The sequence below is a fragment of the Nocardia thailandica NBRC 100428 genome (assembly GCF_000308795.1).
Classification (GTDB): Bacteria; Actinomycetota; Actinomycetes; order Mycobacteriales; family Mycobacteriaceae; genus Nocardia; species Nocardia thailandica.
The window spans coordinates 48,084-68,396 of the sequence record NZ_BAGK01000106.1; the positions used below are offsets into that span (position 1 = coordinate 48,084).

General features: G+C 69.6%; 17 protein-coding genes. 7 read left to right on the plus strand and 10 right to left on the minus strand.

The features are described from left to right. Positions 1-24: 24 nt before the first annotated feature. Together ON36_RS10795 and ON36_RS10800 are read right to left on the minus strand one after the other, a co-directional pair. Positions 25-999 carry a TIGR00341 family protein gene (locus ON36_RS10795; protein ID WP_043650869.1) on the minus strand — a complete coding sequence of 325 codons (975 nt, stop codon included), beginning with the start codon at positions 997-999 and terminating at the stop codon, positions 25-27. A gap of 156 nt (positions 1,000-1,155) precedes the next feature. Then, a complete protein-coding gene (locus ON36_RS10800; RefSeq protein ID WP_157224839.1) occupies positions 1,156-1,761 on the minus strand; it encodes a hypothetical protein in 606 nt (201 codons plus the stop codon). 841 nt (positions 1,762-2,602) lie between these two features. On the opposite strand from ON36_RS10800, the gene ON36_RS10805 reads away from it, so the two are divergent. Continuing rightward, entirely contained in the window at positions 2,603-2,806 is a 204-nt protein-coding gene (locus ON36_RS10805; RefSeq protein WP_043650873.1) for a cold-shock protein, read from the plus strand. Positions 2,807-3,428: 622 nt separating this feature from the next. On the opposite strand, the gene ON36_RS10810 is transcribed toward ON36_RS10805, so the two are convergent. Together ON36_RS10810 and ON36_RS10815 are read right to left on the minus strand one after the other, a co-directional pair. After that, entirely contained in the window at positions 3,429-3,929 is a 501-nt protein-coding gene (locus ON36_RS10810) for a nuclear transport factor 2 family protein (RefSeq protein WP_043650875.1), read from the minus strand. A gap of 27 nt (positions 3,930-3,956) precedes the next feature. Beyond that, positions 3,957-4,811 carry an SDR family NAD(P)-dependent oxidoreductase gene (locus tag ON36_RS10815; RefSeq protein WP_043650877.1) on the minus strand — a complete coding sequence of 285 codons (855 nt, stop codon included), beginning with the start codon at positions 4,809-4,811 and terminating at the stop codon, positions 3,957-3,959. Positions 4,812-4,950: 139 nt separating this feature from the next. Here ON36_RS10815 and ON36_RS10820 point away from each other — a divergent pair, with 139 nt between their 5' ends. Both ON36_RS10820 and ON36_RS10825 read left to right on the plus strand, forming a co-directional pair. After that, positions 4,951-5,829, plus strand: coding sequence for a helix-turn-helix domain-containing protein (locus ON36_RS10820; protein WP_245558031.1), 879 nt, complete (start codon positions 4,951-4,953; stop codon positions 5,827-5,829). Between the two features lie 499 nt (positions 5,830-6,328). Further along, on the plus strand, positions 6,329-7,693 hold the full coding sequence (locus ON36_RS10825; protein WP_043650879.1) for an NAD(P)/FAD-dependent oxidoreductase: 1,365 nt from the start codon (positions 6,329-6,331) through the stop codon (positions 7,691-7,693). A gap of 16 nt (positions 7,694-7,709) precedes the next feature. On the opposite strand, the gene ON36_RS10830 is transcribed toward ON36_RS10825, so the two are convergent. The 6 genes from ON36_RS10830 to ON36_RS10855 form a co-directional block, all read right to left on the minus strand. Further along, complete coding sequence (locus ON36_RS10830) at positions 7,710-8,948, minus strand: PucR family transcriptional regulator (RefSeq protein ID WP_043650881.1); 1,239 nt, start codon at positions 8,946-8,948, stop codon at positions 7,710-7,712. An 83-nt stretch (positions 8,949-9,031) separates the two neighbouring features. Continuing rightward, a complete protein-coding gene (locus ON36_RS10835; protein ID WP_043650883.1) occupies positions 9,032-9,895 on the minus strand; it encodes a phytanoyl-CoA dioxygenase family protein in 864 nt (287 codons plus the stop codon). Positions 9,896-9,927: 32 nt separating this feature from the next. Beyond that, on the minus strand, positions 9,928-11,364 hold the full coding sequence (locus ON36_RS10840; RefSeq protein ID WP_043650885.1) for a gamma-aminobutyraldehyde dehydrogenase: 1,437 nt from the start codon (positions 11,362-11,364) through the stop codon (positions 9,928-9,930). Positions 11,365-11,410: 46 nt separating this feature from the next. Then, positions 11,411-12,958, minus strand: a complete 1,548-nt coding sequence (locus ON36_RS10845) for an AMP-binding protein (protein ID WP_043650887.1) — start codon at positions 12,956-12,958, stop codon at positions 11,411-11,413. Further along, positions 12,955-13,992, minus strand: coding sequence for a dihydrodipicolinate reductase (locus ON36_RS10850; RefSeq protein ID WP_083885053.1), 1,038 nt, complete (start codon positions 13,990-13,992; stop codon positions 12,955-12,957). Before ON36_RS10850 ends, ON36_RS10845 begins: the two co-directional genes overlap by 4 nt. A gap of 53 nt (positions 13,993-14,045) precedes the next feature. Continuing rightward, positions 14,046-15,143 carry a Zn-dependent alcohol dehydrogenase gene (locus ON36_RS10855; RefSeq protein WP_043650891.1) on the minus strand — a complete coding sequence of 366 codons (1,098 nt, stop codon included), beginning with the start codon at positions 15,141-15,143 and terminating at the stop codon, positions 14,046-14,048. 333 nt (positions 15,144-15,476) lie between these two features. Here ON36_RS10855 and ON36_RS10860 point away from each other — a divergent pair, with 333 nt between their 5' ends. From ON36_RS10860 to ON36_RS10875, 4 genes are read left to right on the plus strand one after another with little or no spacing between them, the layout of a single operon-like run. After that, positions 15,477-17,009: a flavin-containing monooxygenase gene (locus tag ON36_RS10860; protein ID WP_043650893.1), complete on the plus strand. Its 1,533-nt coding sequence runs from the start codon at positions 15,477-15,479 to the stop codon at positions 17,007-17,009. Then, on the plus strand, positions 17,006-18,082 hold the full coding sequence (locus ON36_RS10865; protein WP_043650895.1) for an alpha/beta hydrolase fold domain-containing protein: 1,077 nt from the start codon (positions 17,006-17,008) through the stop codon (positions 18,080-18,082). Before ON36_RS10860 ends, ON36_RS10865 begins: the two co-directional genes overlap by 4 nt. Then, positions 18,079-18,786, plus strand: a complete 708-nt coding sequence (locus ON36_RS10870) for a hypothetical protein (RefSeq protein WP_043650897.1) — start codon at positions 18,079-18,081, stop codon at positions 18,784-18,786. Before ON36_RS10865 ends, ON36_RS10870 begins: the two co-directional genes overlap by 4 nt. A 57-nt stretch (positions 18,787-18,843) precedes the next feature. Continuing rightward, the gene (locus tag ON36_RS10875; RefSeq protein WP_043650899.1) at positions 18,844-20,100 is read left to right on the plus strand and encodes an aspartate aminotransferase family protein; all 1,257 of its coding nucleotides are present in this window, start codon (positions 18,844-18,846) and stop codon (positions 20,098-20,100) included. Positions 20,101-20,313: the final 213 nt, after the last annotated feature.

A 20,313-nucleotide genomic window follows, 5' to 3' on the forward strand; every position in this document is an offset into this window, starting at 1 on the left:
GTGCCCCGGCCCGGCGGTCCCGTCTCAGTCCCCGCGGTCGATCCGCCCGCCGACGTTGTGCACGAGGACCACGCTCGGGTGCCAGGGCACGACATCGTCCACGGCGGACTGCAGCAGCGACAGCGGCGGCAGGTCTGCCCCCGAGAGCACCGTGACGGTCGCGACGTCGCCGTGCAGGGTGACATCGAGGACCTCGGCGTGCGGATCGTCGCCGAGCCAGGCCCGGGTGGCGTCGGCGATCTGGCCGGCCCACAGCGTGGACAGCGAGTTCACCACCAGCGGCACCGCCACCAGCACCGCCGCGGCGGCGAGGACGAGATAGGCCCGGGTCCGGCGGGTGCCGTCCTGCCGGTAGCCGGTGAGCAGCAGCACCACGGTCGCCGTCACCACCATCGCCACGACATTCGACGCGAACAGCACGAACGCCCCCAGCGCGAGCGCGGGCGCCCCCGATCCCAGGCACACGCCGACCACGCCGAGCGGCGGCACCAGCGAGATCGCGATCGCCACTCCCGGCAACACGTCGCCGACGTCGCGGCGCACCACGGCCACGGCCGCGACCAGCCCGGTGGCGACCGCCGCGGTCAGATCCACCAGCTTCGGCGACGTCCGGCCGAGCACCTGGCCGTTGGACAGCACGTTGACCGGATTGGGCAGCAGTTGCGCGAACACGAATCCCAGCACGACCACGATCACCACCCCGGCGGCCACGAACACCAGGCTGCGCCCCAGCAGCCCGCCCCGCCCGGTCACGATGCCCAGCGCGACACCCAGGATCGGCACCGACAGCGGGGCGACGATCATGGCGCCGATCACGGTGGCCGTCGAGTCCCCGATGACCCCCGAGATCGCGATCACACCCGACAGGACGAGCATGATCCAGAACGCCGACTGCTTGGCACGGATGTCGCCGTCCCCCAGGTCGAGCCGGTCGACGAGTTCGTCGGGAGTGCGCCGCTGGGACTGCGGTATGAGGTACTCGACGACGGTTCCGGCCACGGGGATCCCTCCTGATCGGCGGTGTGGCCGCCACCGTAGGGACCGGCAGCGGTCCGGCACGTCACCCGTTGGGGATGAAATCGATCCGGACACGGAGGGCTCGGGCGGGCCGGCGTTGCCTGCCGCTTCAGGCGGCCGGCGGGCGCAGATCCGTCGTCACCGCCGCAACCGGTCGAGAATGCGCTGCACCTGGGAGCGGGCGACCGCCGCGAATTCCGCCCTGTCGACCCGGTTCTCGGCGGCACTGCCGTGGTCGATCAGGACCAGTACCGAGAGGTCACCGTCGAGGACGTCCAAGAGGTAGCGGTCGTCGAAGATCGCGCCGGTGCGGTCCGCCGCGTGGATCCAGTGGCCGTAGGCGAGATCGTCGACATCGCCGGAGGTCACGTCGGACAGGCTGTCGCCGACGAGGCGGTGGTCGACGACCTTCCTGGCGGCGAACGCCTCCGGGGTGGCGCCGTCGGTCGGCTTCACGCGGATCCAGATCGCCGCGCGCGCCGACGAATCGGCACCCGGATCCCCGTGGTAGACGCGGCATTCCAGTTCGCCCCCGCGGGGCGGCGTCCTGTCCTCGGTGTGCTTCGGCGCCTCGCGAGGCGGGCCGGCCCAGCGCACCAGCGGCGCGGGATCGACCAGGTCGCAGGCGTTGTCGACCTTCTCCGTCGCATAGCTCGCGGGCCCCGTCGCGGTCGACGGCGCGGTTTCCGCCGTCCCCCGGTCACCGACGACGACACCGATCGCGATGCCGACTCCCAGGGTCACCAGCAGCGCCACCACGCCCGCGATGACCGTTCCCGGCCCGACTCCGCGGCGGAAAGGTGCGGCAGGTCCCGTCGGGGTCGTGGCGTCCGGCCTGCGGGGGTGGGCTGCTCGAGCGGCCGGTTGCGGCGCGCCCGGACCCCCGGGTCGACCCGACTGCGGGCGGCCGCCGGTCGTGCTGGGCGCAGTGTCGGGCATCGCGGTCCTGACGGCCTTTCTCCACTGTTCCGGGATGTCGTGCGAATTGTATTGTGCGGCACCGTAGCTTGTATTGTGCGGCACCGTTGGCGATCGTTCGGCGCGCGCCGGTGACGTCGCGACCGCGGCCCGCGCGTTCCGGCGGTCCGTGGCCGAACCCAGGGGAGCGGTGCACCCTGTCTCGGCGCCCGCGGAAGCGGCGGCGTCCGCCGATCACCGCTGCGCCGCGCCGTACCCGAAGCGCCGTCGGTCGCCGCGCGACGCGCACGCGCACGATCTCGCCGATGGCGACGACGCGCAACGCGGCGAGCACGGGGGCCCGGCGCAGGCGAGCCGGCCGCTGATCCCGGCGCGAGAAGCTGCTGGACGCGCCGACGGTCCGGCCCACCGCGGCCCCCGACAAGCCCGACAGGTCGTGTCGGCCGTGGACAGGCGATGGAGCAGCCGTGTCCACACCCTGGCGGCGGCCGTCCTCGCTGAAAACCGAAGGCGTATCGGACATTCCCCGTCACGCGGCTGCCGGTGGAAAGCGGGCCGAGAAGTCCGGTGTGGCGCCCGCCGGGAAACCTTCCGCTGTGGCATGCTGGCGGACGAGGACGGGTTGTTGCACTGATCGCCCGCCTCGCAACAGGAAGTCGGACAAAATATGTCGCAAGGCAGTGTGAAGTGGTTCAACGGCGAAAAGGGCTTTGGTTTCATCGCCCAGGACGCGGGCGGACCGGACCTGTTCGTGCATTATTCCGAGATCTCCGGCTCCGGGTTCAAGTCCCTGGACGAGGGGCAGCGCGTCGAGTTCGAGATCGGCCAGGGCCCCAAGGGGCCGCAGGCGCAGAGCGTCCGCGCGATCTAGAATCGCCGCGCCATCCGGCATCGCAGGAAACGGAACCCGTGCCGCGCCGGCGCGGGTTCCGCGCTTTCCGCTGCCGAAACCGCCTGGTCCGGGACGGGCCGCGTGCCGTGCGGCCGGTGACGTCCTCGCTACCTGGACAGATGTGGCCTGCTCGCGTACCGTCGACAGGGCACCCGGTGTATTCGAGGGCCGGACGATATCCGCCGCCCGCCTGGTACGAGACGAAACCCGGAACACGTCCAGGCCTTTCTCCCGTCGAATTCCCCGCGCCGGTCACCACCGTTCTTTCCGCCGCCTGTTCGGCGCCGCCTCACGGCGTGAGCGGCCGACCCGGACACCGGTCACCCCGCGTGGAAAAGCCGAGACATCGAACCGGCATTCGTGCACCACGGGCGATTTCGCCCCACCGACAAAGAACCGGAGAACACCTCTGATGAGCCCTACAGAATCCAGCGGACCCCGACTGTTCAGCCACCAGGATCCTGCCGTCGACTGCGTGCAGGCATCCGCGACCACCGATCTTCGACCGATATTCCTGGCCGCCCACGCGGACGGTGACGAAGGACGCGCACGATCGGGTCGGGTCGGCAACCCGACCTGACCCGTCGGCGTCTCCCGTCGCTCAGGAACGCACCTGCGCGAAGGTGCCCTCCGTGATCACCGCCTCCGCGGGCAGCGGCCGGGTCAGCGACCACGTGGTGGTGAAGCGGCACACCGCCATCCGCCACCGGCCGTCCTCGATCCGGTATTCGTCGTCGTACTCGCCGGTCCGGAGAGTCTCGGTGCGATCGAGCAGGTTGAGCTGGCGGAAGCGCAGTGTCCAGCGGCCGGTCGCGGTGTCCGGACCGGTGAGCGTGATGTCGGGGTGCATGCCGTGATGCATGTCGAGGACGGCGTGCTCGCCGTCGACGGTGTGCAGCGCGATCCGGGTGAAGATCCGCACCATCGGCTCGACGTCGTCGAACGCGCCGAGCTCGCCGTAGTCGATGCGGGCGCCGGAGCGGACGAAACACTCGCGGAAGGCCGCCGGGTCCTTGGCGTCGCAGGCCCGCCAGTAGCGGTATTTGAGGCGTTCGATCTCACGGATGTTCTCCAGGGCGCTGATGCGCTCGGCGAGGTCCACGCGTGCTCCTTCGGTCGTGCGATGCTGTCAGTCGATCACGGCGGCGGAGAACACCGGCGGATTCCCGAGAAACTGCCGATGCGAGGGCGGCTGCCGCCCGTCGGTGTCGGTCACGCCGAGCTCGGCGGCGACCTCGGCGGCGATGAGCACCGTGCCGGTGCGCGCCGCGAGACCAGGATCGCGGGACAGCGCGTCGATGACCCGGCCGACGAATTCCGGCGACTCCGCGGTCGCGGCCAGTCCGTCATAGGCGCCCGGGTTCGCGGCGAGGGTGCGCTCGGTGGTGAGCAGCCCCATCCACAGCGAGACGACCGAGACGCCGGCGGGCCGGAAGTCGACCGCCATGTCGTGGGCCATCTTGTCCACGGCCGCCTTACCCGCTCCGTAGGCGGGGCCGTGCATGTAGCAGGCGCCGCCGAAGGACGACGTGTTCACCACCAGCGCGCCGTCGGCGGCGACCAGCAGCGGCGCCGCGAAGTAGGTCGAGACGTAGCTCGACCGCATCCCGACATCCAGCAGGTCGAGCAGTCCCAGCGGCTTCTCCCAGAACGGTCCCTTGTCGGTGAGCCCGTCCGGCAGCGCCAGCGCGTTGTTGACCAGGATGTCGACCCGCCCGTGCTCGGCCCGCACCCGCTCGAACAGCGCCTCGACCTGCTCGTCGTCGCCGTGATCCAGCACCACCGGCACCCCCGTGCCACCCCGGCGGGTGACCTCCGCCGCCGTGGCGAACACGGTGCCGGGCAGGGCAGCGTCACCCTCCTCGCGTGTGCGCCCGGTGACATACACCGTCGCCCCCGTCGCCCCGAGCGCGGTGGCGATGCCCTTGCCCGCGCCCCGGCTGGCGCCGGTCACCACGACGATCCGGTCCGAACTCGCGCCCATCCTCGGCTCCCCTCGTCCTCCGGGACCCCGGCAGGGTCCGTCGGCACCGAGACAACCGCCGCCGCACCGCCCGCGGAACCGGACAGGTCCACTCAGCGGGAACCTGCCGCTGTCCGGCCGGGACAGTAACCTCGAAGACGTGGGAACTGTGGACCCCGCCCGCGAGTCCGCGCGCCGCTGGGATCTCGCGGTGTCGACCGGCGACCCGTCGGGGGGCATCGCGATGATCGGCTACCGCGACCTGACCGGCGCCGGGGTCGACCTGCGCGTTGCGGGAGCCCCGGTGATCACCGCGCTGATCGAATTCGGTGGCGGCGGCGCCCTGGTCGACGATACCGAGGGTCAGCGCCGCCTCGGCGGCTTCGTCGTCGGACTCCCAGCCCGAGCCATGCGCGTGCGCGGCACGCGGGCGCAGTGCGTGGAGGTCCGGCTCGCGCCGGCCCGCGCGTATTCGATGGTCGGCATCACCCGGGGCGAGCTCGGCCCGGGCGCGGTCGACCTCGACGACCTCTGGGGCGCGCCGGCGCAGCGGCTGCGGGAACGCCTGGCGCAGAACCGGACCTGGGAGGACCGCTTCGCCACCACCGCCGCGTTCCTGACACAGCGCGAACGGACCCGGTGGTCGCCGGACCCGGAAGTCCTCGCCGGCTGGCACCACCTGCTCACCTCCGGCGGCCGGCTGCGCATCGGGGACCTCGCCGAGACGCTCGGCTGGAGCCAGAAGCGGCTGCGCTCCCGCTTCGAGTCCCAGATCGGACTGACACCCAAACGGGCGGCCATGCTGGTCCGCTTCCGCCGCGCGGTCGACGGTCTGCTGGCCGGACACGCGGCAGCCGACGTCGCGATCGAGTGCGGGTACACCGACCAGGCCCATCTGTGCCGCGACGTGGCGCTGTTCGCCGGTCGGACACCGGGGGAGGTGCAGCGGAGCCGTCTGATCCCCCTCGCCCGCCATCGGTACGGAGCATGGAGTCGGTCGGACGAAAAGGTTTCGGCACCACCGTATTCGACGAGGTAGTCGAGGGCTGCGCCCCGCGGGCCTCAACAGAAGCCTTCGGACACACAGCGCGGAGATACGGCACGGAGGGTGAGGACGATGCCGAACGCCGTCACCGAAGATGAAGCTGGAGTGGGCTGCTCATCATGGATGAGGCGGTACCACGGCGGCCCTCGACAAGCTCCTCGGTGGTTACCTGACAGAGCAGCCGCGACCGGGCAGCAGCGCGGGTCACCACCGCAAGGCTGCGCTGAGCCGTCCCGTGTTCGGGCTCGAGCGCCTTGTTTATTCCGAACCGGGCCTGGAGGTGCCTTCCCCCGGGGAGTCGTGAGCGAGCCGGATACGTGTGCAATTCGCACCGCGATCCTCGCCAACACGCCATGACTCACCATGGTGACGCCATGACGGGATGGCGATAGTGGAGGAAGAGCTCGTGCACCGACGACGGACCCGGTGACGTGATCGCGGCGAGGCCTCCATCGCACAGTCATACCCAGTCTTCGAGGGAGATCAGGACAGCATGAGAACCGACACCACCAGGTACAGCAATTTCACCGGCTGGATCGAGCGACCGGACGATATACGGCCCGCCTTGGACGGCGACCTCGCCTGCGACATTGCCGTCGTGGGCGGCGGCATGGGTGGTATGGCGGCCGCGCTGCGCCTCGCCGAGCGCGGCAAGGACGTGGTCCTGCTGGAGTCCGAGTTCTGCGGCTATGGCTCGGCCTCGCGCAACGGCGGTCAGATCGCCGGGGCGCCGGGTGGCGACCTGAGGATGCTCGGGCTGTTCTCCGGCGGCAAGCTACCGGTCATGGCCAGGCTGGCGGAGCACGCGGCCCACTATGTGGAAGACCTCATGAAGACCCACGACATCGACTGCGACTACGTGGCGAACGGTCTGGTGTGGGGTGCGGTCTCTCCGCTCATGATGCTCAGGGTGCGCACGCAGGCGGCGATCCTGCGCGCCGCCGGTGGGCAGGGGACCGTCGGCACCAGTGAGCAGCTCGGCCTCCCGGCCGGCTTCGTCGGCGGTATGCGGGAGTCCATCGGCGGCATGCTGAACCCGGGCAAGCTCGCGCGCGGTGTGCGGCGCGCCGTTCTCGACTCGTCGGTCAAGCTTTTCGAGAAGTCGCCGGTGCGCGACGTCCGGCGGGTGGGCGGCATCGTCGAGCTCACGACACCGAACGGCACGGTGCGGGCCGACAAGGTGGTGCTCGCGACCAACGCGTACTCCGGTGAATGGGACATCACACCCGAGAACCTCTCGGTGCCGCTGTACGTCATCGAGATCGAGACCGAACCCATCGCGCCCGAGCGGATCACCGCTCTGGACTGGACCAGCCGGTCGGGCATCATCACCCAGCACCAGCTCATGACCCACTACCGGCTCACCGAGCGCAATACCATCGTCTGCGGGGTCCGCCGGGCGGAGCGCGGTCTGAGTTACCCACTCCCGGATCGGGTTCCGTCCCCCAGCCTCGTCAAGGACATGGCGGCCGACCTGTCCGACCGATTCCCGACGCTGTCCGACGTGTCCATCGCCCGGGCCTGGGGCGGTTGGATCGGCATCAGCTCCGACTGGCTCGCTGTCGCCGGGCAGGTGGGCGACAACGTCTACTACTCGATGGCCTGCAACGGCCACGGTCTCTGTCAGGTGCCGTACGTGGGCAAGATGATCGCTGACTACATCGTCGACGACGAGATGCCGGAGGACCTCGCGGGAATCTGGTCGGAGGTACCGAGGTACCCGGCGTCGATGGCACGTCTCCTGAGTCCGTCCATGATCCGGCTCACCTGGAGCGTGGACCGGATCAGCGACTTCTTCAGCGGCAGCCGGACGCTGGCGCGGCGGAAGCTGCGTCGCCGAGGAACCGTGCAGCGCTGAGTGGGCGGTGTCGGGGTCAGGCCGTGCCGCGGATCCGAAGGACCGTCAACGCCGTCGCGACTTCGGTCGGCCGGTCGGCGAAGGGGCGGGGGAGGAGTTCGTCGACGCGGGCGAGACGCCGGTCGATCGTGTTGCGGTGGGTGAACAGCCGCTCCGCGGTACTCGACCGGTTGAGGCCTTCCTCGACGTAGGTGAGTACTGTCTGATGCAGGACCGGGCTCGCGGCCTCGAAGTCGCCGAGGACATCGGTGACGAATTGATCGAGCTGGCCGACATCGGCCGACATCAGGTCGATCATCTGCGCGTCCTCGTAGCGGAGCACGGTGAGGTTCGAGCGGAGCCGCGACAGTAGGCGTTGCGCTGCGGCGGCATCCAGGTGCGTTCGCCGGAATCCGCTGGTACCCGGCGCCGCGCGGCCGAGCGCCACGCGGGCGCGGGGGTGCCGACCGAATATCTCCTCGAGCTCCGCCGCGGGCGGTACGGTCTTCGCCGGAATCCACAGCCACTGTGCGGAAGTCCCCGCCACGACGGTGAGTCGGTTTCCCGCGCCGCAGGCCCGCATCAACTGCTCGCTCGCGGCGTCGAGTGTGTGCGCGTCGCGCTCCGAGTCCGTCCAGACGACAGCGCCGATGTGCGAGCCGGTCAACGCGTATCCCAGCTGGGCCTCCGCCCTCGCCGGCGCGATGTCGGCACCCTGCAGCAGCAATTCGACGGTGGCGTAGCGCTGAAGTTGCGCGCCACCCGCGAACTCCTCGCGGACCTCGTCGACCTGTTGTGCGAGTGCCGCGATGGCGTCGTCGACGGCGGTGGTCAAGGAGCAGGCAGAGACCGCGACCAGCGACTCGATTTCGTCGAGATCGCCTGCCACCCTGAAGCATTCGGCGAGCCACCACCGCCACACGACGTACTGTCCGGCACGCCACGACGTGACCTCGTCGGTGGTGAGGCCACGCAGAACGACGTTGCGCGCGTAGGTACGCGTCTCCTCACCGTCCGGTGGCGGGACCCGCACGCCGGGTGCGGCGATGTTCGACGTCAGCCACTTCTTGAGGGCGAAGACGCCGACGCGGTCGCTGGACTCGGCCAGTACGGGGTCCTGTGAGATCGCCACGTACCGGGGATCCCGGAGCGTCGCCTCCTCCATCTCGGCCAGGATCTCGGTGTGTCTGGCGAGCATGGTCTCGGCGACGTCGCGGAAGAGCTCCCGCACCCGGTCGGAGGGCACGGGCCACAGCTCGTCGGATGCCACGGTCATTCCACGAACCTCCTTCGCTCGCCGTGACACCGAGTATGCGCCGCCCGCCCCGACGATCGGGCGGCACGCGCGGACCGCACGAGTCAGTCGAGACCGAGGTACTCGCCGAGCTCGCGGTAGTCGACCTGCCAGAGGCCGGGCGACCCCAGCGGGTACTGCGACCGGAAGCCGAGGATGCGCTGCACGCGCTCGGGCAGGGTCTTCACCACTTCGCGGTCCACGAGGAAGGGGTACGCCTCCTCGCCGACCAGGTAGCCGGGGTTGAAGGCGAACGCGAGCCCGCGGCGGTACTGGTCCGTCGTGACATTGGCACCGCCGCCGTGGGCGGTCTTGCCGCTGAAGAACAGCGCGTCACCGGCCTTCATCGTGGCCGGGACGGTCTGCTCCGGGGTGCCGCGGTCCTGGAAGTCCGGCCAGTGATTGCTGCCGGGGATGACGCGGGTGGCGCCGTTCTCCTCGGTGAAGTCGGTCAGCGCGATGAGGAAATTGAGGGTCACCTCCGGGCCGGCGGGACCCATCCCGACGAACGGGAACCAGTTCTCCAGGTCGCGGTGCAGCATCTGGGCACGGTTGCCGGGGCCGATCTCGATGACCTGGGCGGTGGTCATCCAGAACGTCCCGGACTCCTCGAGGAATGTCGCCTCGCACAACGCGTGCACCAGGTCGTGGTCGATCACCTCGTCCCGGAACACCTGACTGTGCGTGACGAGGTTGGTCAGGCGCTTGGTGTTGGCGCCGTGGAACTCGTTGACGATTTCCAGTTCGTGCTTCCCGCCGGGGGCGAGCGCGCCGAGGGGCCCCTCGATCTGGGCGTTGAACCGCGCCACCTGGTCGTCGGTGAGCAGGCCCTCGATGATGACGCCGCCGTCGCGATCGACGATCGCCCGGATCTCGGTGATGTCGGTGGTGTTGCCGACTCGCTGGAGAGTCGCCTCGACAGATGTCATGGTGTTTCCTTTCAGGTGGGGATGTGACGTGGTCAGTTCGTCCTGGTCATCACGTGCTTGATGCGCGTGTACTCCTCGAGCGCGTAGATCGACATGTCCTTGCCGTATCCGGACTGCTTGAAGCCGCCGTGGGGCATCTCCGAGAGGACGGGCATGTGGTCGTTCACCCAGACGCAGCCGAAGTCGAGGTCGCGTGCCGCGCGTGCCGCGTGATGGAGGTTCTGTGTCCAGATCGACGACGCCAGGCCGAACTCCACGTCGTTCGCCCACGCGAAGGCCTGGTCGATATCGGTCGCGCGCTGCACGGTGACGACGGGGCCGAACTGCTCTGCCTGCACGAGGACGTCCGTCTGGCTCGGGTTCGCCACCACAGTCGGTGCGAGGAAGAAGCCGGCGCCGGGCACTGCCTTGCCGCCGGTCAGGACGGTGCCATCGGTCTTGGCGAGGACGTCGAGGATGGACTGCCGGTGTGCGGCCGAGATGAGGGGACCCATGTCGATGTCGCCGCCGGCATGGGGATCGCCGACCCGGATCGCCTGGACGGCGGGGATCAGTGCCTCGAGTAGCCGGTCGTAGATGCCCGGGGTGGCGATCACCCGGCACGCCGCGGTGCAATCCTGGCCGCTGTTGGCGAACCCGGCGGTAACGATGCCCGCGACGACCGCGTCGAGATCGGCATCGTCGAGGACGATGACCGGCGCCTTGCCGCCCAGTTCGAGATGCGTCTGCGCGACGTGGGACGCGGCCACCTCGGCGATGTGCCGCCCGGTGCTGGTGTCGCCGGTCAGCGAGACCAGGCCGATGCGGCGATCCGCGACCAGGTGGTCGCCGAGGTCGGCCGCCGACCCCGACAGCACGTTGAACACACCGGCCGGGAGGATGTCCCGCGCGAGCGCGGCGATGTACAGGGCGGTCAGTGGGGTCTGGCGGGAGGGCTTGAGGATGCTGCAGTTCCCGGCCGCGAGGGCCGGCCCGAACTTCCAGGTCGCCATGAGCAGCGGATAGTTCCACGGCGCGATGCCCGCGACGACGCCGATCGGCTCGCGCCGCACATACGACTCGTAGCCGCGCAGGTACTCGCCGCCCGCGCGACCCTCCATCGTCCGCGCCGCACCCGCGAAGAATCGCAGGTTGTCCACGGCGAAGGGCACCTCGTCGCGGGCGAGCGGCAGTGGCTTGCCGACGTTGCGGGACTCCAGCACCGCGATGTGCTCGGCGTGTTCCTCGATCGCGGACGCCAGGGTCAGGAGCATCTCCGCACGCTCGCCCGGGGTGGTGCGCCGGAACGAGCGGAATGCCTGGGCGGCCGCGGCCACAGCCGCGTCGACATCCTCGTGTCCGCTGGCGGGAACCCGGGCCAGGACTTCGCCGGTCGCGGGTTCCAGGACATCGAGCAGCCGTCCGGATCGGGCGGCGACGAGTTCGCCGTCGATGAGGTTCTTCGCGCTGTAGGCGCTGGGGTCGAGCATGGTGATCTCCCGTCGTCGGATGGGGTGGGGTCGCGTGGGTCCAGACTCAGCCCGGCGGGTGAGCGATCAGCTGTTGCCGGAGCTGGAACTTCTGGATCTTTCCCGTGGCTGTCTTGGGGAGCGTCGCGAACTCGATCCGGTCGGGGATCTTGAACTTCGCGAGGCGATCGCGCAGGTGGGCGCACAAATCGCCGCTGCTCAGCTCCGCGCCGGGGCGGAGGGCGACGAACGCCGCGGGGCGCTCGCCCCAGTGCTCGTGGGGAACACCGACCACCGCGGCTTCGAGGACCGCGGGGTGCTCGAGGATCGCGCGCTCGATCTCGATGGAGCTGATGTTCTCCCCGCCGGAGATGATGAGATCCTTCGCGCGATCGCGGATCTCGATGTATCCGTCGGAATGCCGAACGGCGAGATCCCCGCTCCGGAACCATCCGTCGGGCACCGCCGCCGCGGTGGCCGCCGGGTCGCGGTAGTACTCGGCGGTGACGTTGTTGCCCCGCAGCACGATCTCGCCGATCGTCATCGCGTCGGCGGGCACGTCACGGCCGGCCTCGTCCACCACGCGGACACCGCCGGTCACGATGTTGCCGACGCCCTGACGCGCGTTGAGCCGGTCGCGCTCGGCCTCCGGCGCCGCGTCCCACACGCGATCCCACTCGTTGATCACCGCGGGTCCGTAGGTCTCGGTCATGCCGTACAGGTGGGTGACGTCCAGGCCGCGGGCGCGGGCGCGGGCCAGGAGTGCGGGTGCCGGTGGGGCTCCGCCGGTGGCGACCCAGACCCTCCGGGGCGCGATCGACGCCGAAGAGGCCGAGGTGAGGGTCGAGATGACCGTCGGGGCGGCGCACAGGTGAGTGACACCGGCCTCGTCGATCACCTCCCAGATCGCGTCCGCCTCGACCCTGGGCAGACAGACGTGGGTCGCTCCCGCCGCGGTCACCGCCCAGGTGAAGCACCATCCGTTGCAGTGGAACATGGGCAGAGTCCACAGGTAGACCGAGTTGAGGCTCATGCCCGCGTGGAAGGCCATCGCCACGGACTGCAGGTAGGCGCCGCGGTGGGTGTACACCACGCCCTTGGGCTTTCCGGTGGTCCCGGAGGTGTAGTTGATGGCGATCGGTGCGAGCTCGTCGTGCGGCGAGACGTCCACCGGCGCACCGGAGGACACGATCGCCTCGTACTCCTCACCGCCGGCGACCACCGTCATCGGATTCCCTGCCAGCGCGACAGCCTCCAGCGCGAGGTCGGTCAACGGGTCGGTCGCGATCAGGACCCGTGCCCCACTGTGAACGAGGATGAAGGCGATCTCCGTCGCGCTGAGCCGGGCGTTGAGCGGCACCAGCACGCCTGCGGCATAGGGGACCCCGTAGTGGGCTTCGAGCATTTCGAGGGAGTTGTACGAGAGCACCGCGACCCGATCGCCCGGCCGGACGCCGCGGTCAACGAGAGCGCCGGCGAGGCTGCGACAGCGGGCGTACAGCTCGCGATAGGTGAGAGTGCGCGAGCCGTCGACGACAGCGGTCCGCTCGCCGTGGACGGAGGCTGCGCGGTCGAGGAATCGCACCGGAGTCAGCGCGGAGAACGCGTGTGTCACAGCGGCCCGGCCTCGGTCAGGTGGGCGCTCTTCGACGCGATCCGCGCGACCGGGAGGTCGCCCATGGAGAGGAGCCCGCTGGGAGCGTCGACGACGGCGGTCGCGACATTCACCGCTGCCGCGACAGTGCTCACGAACGACTCGAACCCGACGGGTGAGGACAGCTCGATCACCTGGTCCGCCCCCTCGATGCGGTAGTCGTCGCCCGCGCTCACCGGGTCGCTGCCGTCGAAGAAGCCGAACATGATCTCGAGGTCGATCACCGTTCGACCGCCCACCGTGCCGCGCGCGGCGTGGGTGACGGCCGCGATCTCGCCTGGCTGGATGACGACGTGGTCTCCGGTCCGGACGGTGTCGCTGATGATGCTGGGGGCGACCCGGTCGACGACGATGGCGTCGAGCGACCATTCGAGACCGGCGGCGAGTGCGCTGATGGCCTGCCCGAAGCCGTGATGGCCGACGACCGCTCCGGCCGCCTGCGCACTGTCGAACCGCGCGGGCGTGAGCCCGAGGCCGAACTTGGACAGGATCGCGCCGTAGCGCGACATGTTCGTTCGGCGGCGGATGACGATCCGCTCGACGCGCTGGGTCAGTGTCGTCAGCAGGAGCGGGAGTGTGTCCATCAGGACGCCGGGGTTCGCGCCCGTACCGAGGACGGTGACGTCGTTGGCCTTCGCGGTCTCGTCCAGGCGGCGCGCGATGTCCGGGTGGCTGGACCACGGGTAGGACAATTCTTCACAGAGGCTCATCACGTTGTACGACCGTTCGAGCAACGGCACGAGGGTGTCGGCGACCAGGCCCAGGTCCGAGGTCGTGGCCACGATGGCCAGGTCGGCCGCGGGGAGACGGGAGGGTTCGTCGATGACGATGACCCCGCTCGCGCCGAGGCCGGCGAGGGTACCGAGGTCGGCGCCGACGACGGCGACGTTCCGGTCGGCCGCGCCGACGATCCGCACGTCGGTGCGCCGCAGGAGGGATGCGGCCATGGCGAGCCCGGTGGCGCCGAGGCCGATCATGACGATCGTGTGAGTCAAAGGCTTTGTCCTTCAAGGAGAATGGTTGCCGGGGCCGACGGCTGCTCCTGCGCTCAGGGGATCAGCAACTGGCGCAGCTGGGCGCCGCCGGCGAGATCCGTCAGGGCCTGCGCCGCCTCGTCGAGCGGCCTGCGGGCGGTGATCAGCTCGTCGAGGAGAAGTTCGCCGCTCATGTACAGGTCGACCAGCTTCGGGATGTCGAACTGCGGCCGGATGCTGCCGTAGTTGGAACCGAGGATCCGCGCGTCCATCTCGGCGAGCGCGAGCGGCTCGAAGGAGGCCGTGGCGCCCGCAGCCGGAAGTCCGACGACGACGGCGGCACCGCCCAGGCCGAGTGCGCGGATCGCGGCCTCGGTGGTGCTCACATGCCCGATCGCGTCGAACGCGAAGTCCACCCCGTCGGGCATCAGGTCGCGCAACGCCTCGACCGCGTCCGCACCGTCGAGACCGATCGCGTCGGTGGCGCCGAAGGTCTTCGCGAGCGCGGCCCGTTCGGGGGAGAGATCGACGGCGACGATCCGCTCCGCACCCTGCAGGCGGGCGCCCTGGACGATGTTGAGTCCGACTCCGCCGCAGCCGATCACCGCGACGGTGGATCCGGGCGTCACCTCGGCCGTGTTGACGACAGCACCGACGCCGGTCGCTGCGGCGCACCCCACCAGGGCGATGGCATCGAGTGGCGCGTCGTCGCGGACCTTGATCGCGCCGGTCGCGGGGACGACGACCTCCTCGGCCCAGGAGGACACTCCGAGGTAGTGATTGACGCGCTGTCCACCACGGCTGAGCCGGCTGGTTCCGTCGAGCAGGCTGCCGGTCGCGTTGACGACCGTCGCCACCTGATGGCAGCGGGTCTCCCGCCCGGCGAGGCATGCGCGGCACCTCCCGCAGTAGGGGTTCCACGACAGCACGACGTGGTCGCCCACGGCGAGGTGCGTGACATCCGGGCCGACCTCGGTGATCACACCCGAGCCCTCGTGACCCGGCACCAGGGGCGCGGGGACCTCCCACTCACCCCGGACGAGGTGCAGTTCCGAGTGACACACCCCCGCCGCCGCGATCTCGACGCGGACCTCGTTGCGCAGGGGCGCTGCGAGTTCGACGTCCGCGATCTCGACGGACGCGTCCTTGTGGGTGAACAATGCAGCGCGCATGACTCGACTCCCTTGCTGCGCAATGTGATCGGTGGAATCGCGCACAAGACGTTCCCCAGGGCCGCCAGCGGCTCGGCTGGTTGAAACGTTGTGGCGTGGATCTCACTGTGACGGTTCGGTGGGCGCATCGGCCACAGCATGTTCCAACCATTTGCCCGGAGAGGCGGTGCAGATTGCACTCCGCGCCCATGTCGCCCTGCGGCGTGTGCCGGGAGGGGTGAGATTTCCACCACCGCCCTTCGCAAGACGCTGAGATTCGCTGTGGTGTGCGCCACATCCGGACCGGCAGCCTGGATACCTCAGGACGCGCTCGGCGCAGGAAGGAAGCGAAGGATGAGCAACACAGGACCCCACCCGGAGTACTTCGACGTCGTCATCATCGGCGGTGGGATCTCGGGTATCGGCGCCGCGACGTACATCACCCAGGCGTTCCCCAACAAGAAGGTGGCTCTCCTCGAAGGTCGCGATTCCCTCGGAGGCACATGGGACCTGTTCAGGTATCCCGGCATCCGCTCCGACTCCGATCTGCACACCTTCGCGTACGAGTTCAAGAGCTGGAAGAACGACAACGCGATCGCCGACGCGCCGCTGATCCTCGACTACCTCGCGGAGACCGTCGAGGAGTACGGCCTCGCCGATCGCATGCGCTACCGGCACAAGGTCGTCTCGGCCGCATGGTCCAGCGATGACGCCCACTGGCTGCTCGACGTCGATGTGACGGAGGCCGACGGCACCGTGCGCCGTGAGGTCGTCAAGGCGGGCTGGGTGTTCGGCGCCACCGGCTACTACGACTACGAGCAGGGCTTCACCCCGGATTTCCCGGGCCGCGAGGACTTCACCGGCGACGTCATCCACCCCCAGCACTGGCCCGAAGGCTACGACTACTCAGGGAAAAAGGTCGTCGTGATCGGCAGCGGCGCCACCGCTGTCACCCTGATCCCGTCGATGTTGAAGGGCGACGGCGCCGCCGCGCACGTGACGATGCTGCAGCGCACACCCACCTACATCCTGACCCTGCCGCGAGTGGACGCCCTCAGCCTGAAGCTCACGCGCCTGCTGGGCGAGCGCGGCGGCTACCTGGCCACGCGGTGGAAGAACATCCTCACGGACTGGACCATCGTCGAACTGCTGACCCGGTTCCCCAACGCTTCCCGGCGCTTCATCCGCAGCGTCAACGTGAAGGAACTGCCCGCCGGGTTCGACGTCGACAAGCATTTCAATCCGCCGTACAACCCGTGGGAACAGCGCCTGTGTCTCGCACCCGACGGCGACTTCTTCCGGTCCATCCGCGACGGCGGCGCCTCGGTCGTGACCGACCGGATTCGCCGGTTCACCGCCACCGGGATCGAACTCGCGTCCGGCGAGCACCTGGACGCCGACGTCATCGTCACCGCGACCGGGCTGAACCTGCGCCTCTTCGGCGGTATCGACCTGACGGTGGACGGGCGCCCCGTCGACCTGCCCAACTCCGTGGTGTATCGCGGCATGATGCTCTCCGGCGTGCCCAACTGGATGAACGCGATCGGCTACACCAAGTCGTCCTGGACGCTCAAGATCGGACTGCTCGGCAAGAGCATCGTCGAACTGCTCCGCCACATGGACACCCACGGCTACGACACCGTCGTCGCGCACGCACCCGACGGTGTCGGCACCCGCTCCATGCTCGACCTCGAGTCGGGCTACATGCAGCGCGCCAAGAACGACCTGCCACGCCAGGGCGACGCCGTGCCCTGGAAGATGGAGAACGTCTTTCTCGACGACCGCAGAATGTACCGCGGCTCCGTGATCGATCAGCACCTCCGCTTCAGCTCCCGCCTCGGGCGCGAGCTCGGCGGCCGCACCGTCGCGGAAGAGGCGCTGTCGTGACCGTGATCGCCCAGGCTCCCGCACCCACCCAGGCGCCCGCCGCGCGCAACGTTGTCGAGCGGCTCCAGCGCGCCGCGTTCACCGCCCTCGGCAGGATCCCCGGCGGTCTGCTCCGGCGTCTCGCGCCGCGGGTGGTCAACGCCGACGGTGACGTGATGGCACCCGAGATCGCGCTGCTGCTCGCGGTCTCCGAAGGCGCACCGGACTTCAGCGACGGCACTCCGGAGCGGGCGCGCGCGATCGTCGCGAACGACTCGCGGGTGTTCGCCGACAAGGCGCCCGCGGGCGTGCGTGTCGAGCCGGAGACCGTGATGCCGACCGGCCTGCGCGCGACCCTGTACCGGCCGGCGGTGCCGTCTGATGCGCTGATCCTGTTCCTGCACGGTGGAGGTTTCGTCCTGAGCAGCCGACAGGACTACGACGTGCCCGTCCGCCTGATCGCGGACGGCGCGGGTGTCAACGTGCTCTCGGTCGAGTACGGACTTGCGCCGGAGTCACCGTTCCCCGGACCCGTCGAGGACGCGGTCACCGCCTGGCGGTTCGCCGTCGAGCAGTGCCCCCGGTGGGGGATCGACCCCGCGCGGATCGTGCTGCTCGGTGACAGCGCAGGCGGCAACCTCTGCGCCGTGCTGGCCAATGTCGTGGCGGGCGAACAGATCCGGCCCTTCCTTCAGGTGCTCATGTACCCGGTCGTCGACGCGATCGGGAGATACGCTTCGAGGACGGAGTTCGCCGGCAACGCCGCGCTGACGGCCAAGCAGATCCACTGGCTGACGGAGATGTACCTGCCGGACCGGATGGACGGCCTCGACCCCCGGGTCTCGCCGATGCTCGCGGAGGACCTGTCCGGCGCGCCTCCGACGCTGATCACCGTGGCCGGTTTCGACCCGCTCCGGGACGAGGCACTCGCGTACGCCGCGCGCCTCGAGGACGCCGGAGTGCCGGTGCGCGTCTTCCGGGAGAGCGGCCTCGTGCACGGCTATCTCTCCATGACGCGCATCAGCCCCACTGCCCGCGCCGCGCTCGATCGGGTCGTCGGCGTCATCCGTACCGCACTCGAGGAGCCCCGATGAGCACCACCCGCATGATCCTCGTCCTGCTCGCCGACCTCGCGATGGTCGGGGCCGGCTTCTACTACGGCATCAAGTTGCTCCGCGGCCACCGCAACTTCCTCCTCGGTCTCGAATGGGTCGTGATGGCGGTGTCCGGCGTGAACGTGCTGTACCTCGCCGCGATCGACGTGGACCACGAAAGTCTCAGTTACCACGCCATGGTCTTCTTCGACGCCTTCTCCCGGTCGTTCGGCATGACGGTGATCCTGGTCCTCGGCATGATGGCGGTGACCCACCGATACCGTCCGGCCTGGGTGGTGGAGGCCCTCGCCATCGTGGCAGGCATCGCGGTGGGTCTCGACCGCGCCCTCGAACCCCGGCCGGTGGAACCGAACTGGGCCGTTTTCTATCTGGTGATGAACCTCGCCGCCGCACTGTTCATGTTCGTCTACCTGGTGCCGAAGCTGTGGCGCGCGGGTGACCGCGTCAACGGGACGTGGGTGGCGCTGGGCGCCGCACTCGGCGCCTACGTGGCCGTCGTCTACGACTACTTCCCGATACCCGGCGACGACGCGGATCACACGCTGTTCTACATCATCTCGCTGACCATCTGGGCACTGATGATCGTGACCTTCTCGCGCGGCTACCTCGCCCTCGAACGGCTCGACGCGCGCACGGACGCGCGCACGTCGGGTCCGGCAGCGGCATCGTCCTCCGCTCGGTGATCGAGTACCGAAAAGCCCTGAGCCTGCACGGCTTCTGCAGAAAGGCGCTGGTCGTCCATGGCCCTGGAATCGTCACGGACAGCATTCGAACGAGCTCGCCGCAGCGTCGGCGGCGGGGTGGGGTCGGGCCTGCGCGCCGCGATGCGTCCGCATCCGCTCTTCGTACGAGAGGCGCGGGGCGCGCACCTCTGGGACCTCGACGGCGACCGTTATGTCGACTACGTGATGGCCTGGGGACCACTCGTGCTCGGACACAGCGATCCGCGCATCCTGTCCGCCGTGTCCGAGGCCGCCGCGAAGATGCAGGTCGTCGGCACGGGCCACACCCTCGAATACCTCGCCGCGGAAGCGGTTCTCGACGCCGTGCCGCACGGCGAGCGGCTGCTGTGGAGCAACACCGGCACCGAAGCGGTGCAGGTCGCGCTGCGGCTCGCCCGCGCCGCGACCGGGCGGCGCCGCGTCCTCAAGTTCGCCAAGAGCTATCACGGCTGGCACGACACCGTGTATGCCGGGATGTCCGAGGACGACTGCGATCGACCGGCGCGCCCGGGCAGCAGGGGGCAGTCGCCCAGCGTTCTGGACGATTTGGTCGTGGCGCGTTTCAACGACGTTCCTCTCACCGAGCGTCTCCTGCGCGAGGCCGTCGAACGTGACATCGCGGCGGTGCTCGTCGATCCGGTGATGAGCAACGCCGGTGTCGAGGCGCCCGCGCCGGAGTTCCTGTCCACGTTGCGGAATCTGTGTGACCGTCACGGCGTGGTCCTCGTTTTCGACGAGGTGATCGCCGGGTTCCGGATCGCGCGTGGCGGCGCCGCCGAGAAATACGGTGTGCTCCCGGACCTGTCCGTCTACGGAAAGGCGATGGCCGGAGGTTTCACCCAGAGCGCCGTCGTCGGCCGGGCGGAGCTGATCGACCAGGTGACGAACGGCGTCACCCACGCCGGAACCTTCAACGCCAACCCGATCGCGCTCGCCGCCGTCGAGGCGACGATGCGGGTACTGGCCGACCCCAGCGTCTACGAGGCACTCGAGACGATCTCCGCCGAGTTCGAATCCGCCGTCGGCGCTGTTCTCGATTCGGTTCCCGGCAGCGGCGGCTTCCACCGCGTCGGCTCGCTCCTCCAATACGTTCCGGCGGGCGGGGCCACCGGCCTCCACGGCACCGGCGGGCTCTGGACGACGATCATGGAAGGGATGCTGCGGCGGGGTTTCCTGTTCATGCCCTCCGGCAAGATCTTTCTCAGCGCATCGCACACCACCACCGACATCGAGGCAACGGCCGCGGCACTCTCACACGTCCTTTCGATGCACTGAATCGGCAAGCAGGTGCGCTCACCCGGTGCCCCTCGGCAGGCTCGTGCCGCGCGCTGCGCGCCGACCACGAACGAGCCCTGAGGCCGGTATGCGATTCGCGCCCGCGGTGCGCCGACTCGCCGACTCGCCGACGAATGCTGACGTGGTCGGCACCAGGCCATTCGCACCGAACCCATGCCGTGGCGGCGGCGGAGCCTCGGCTGCATCGCAGAG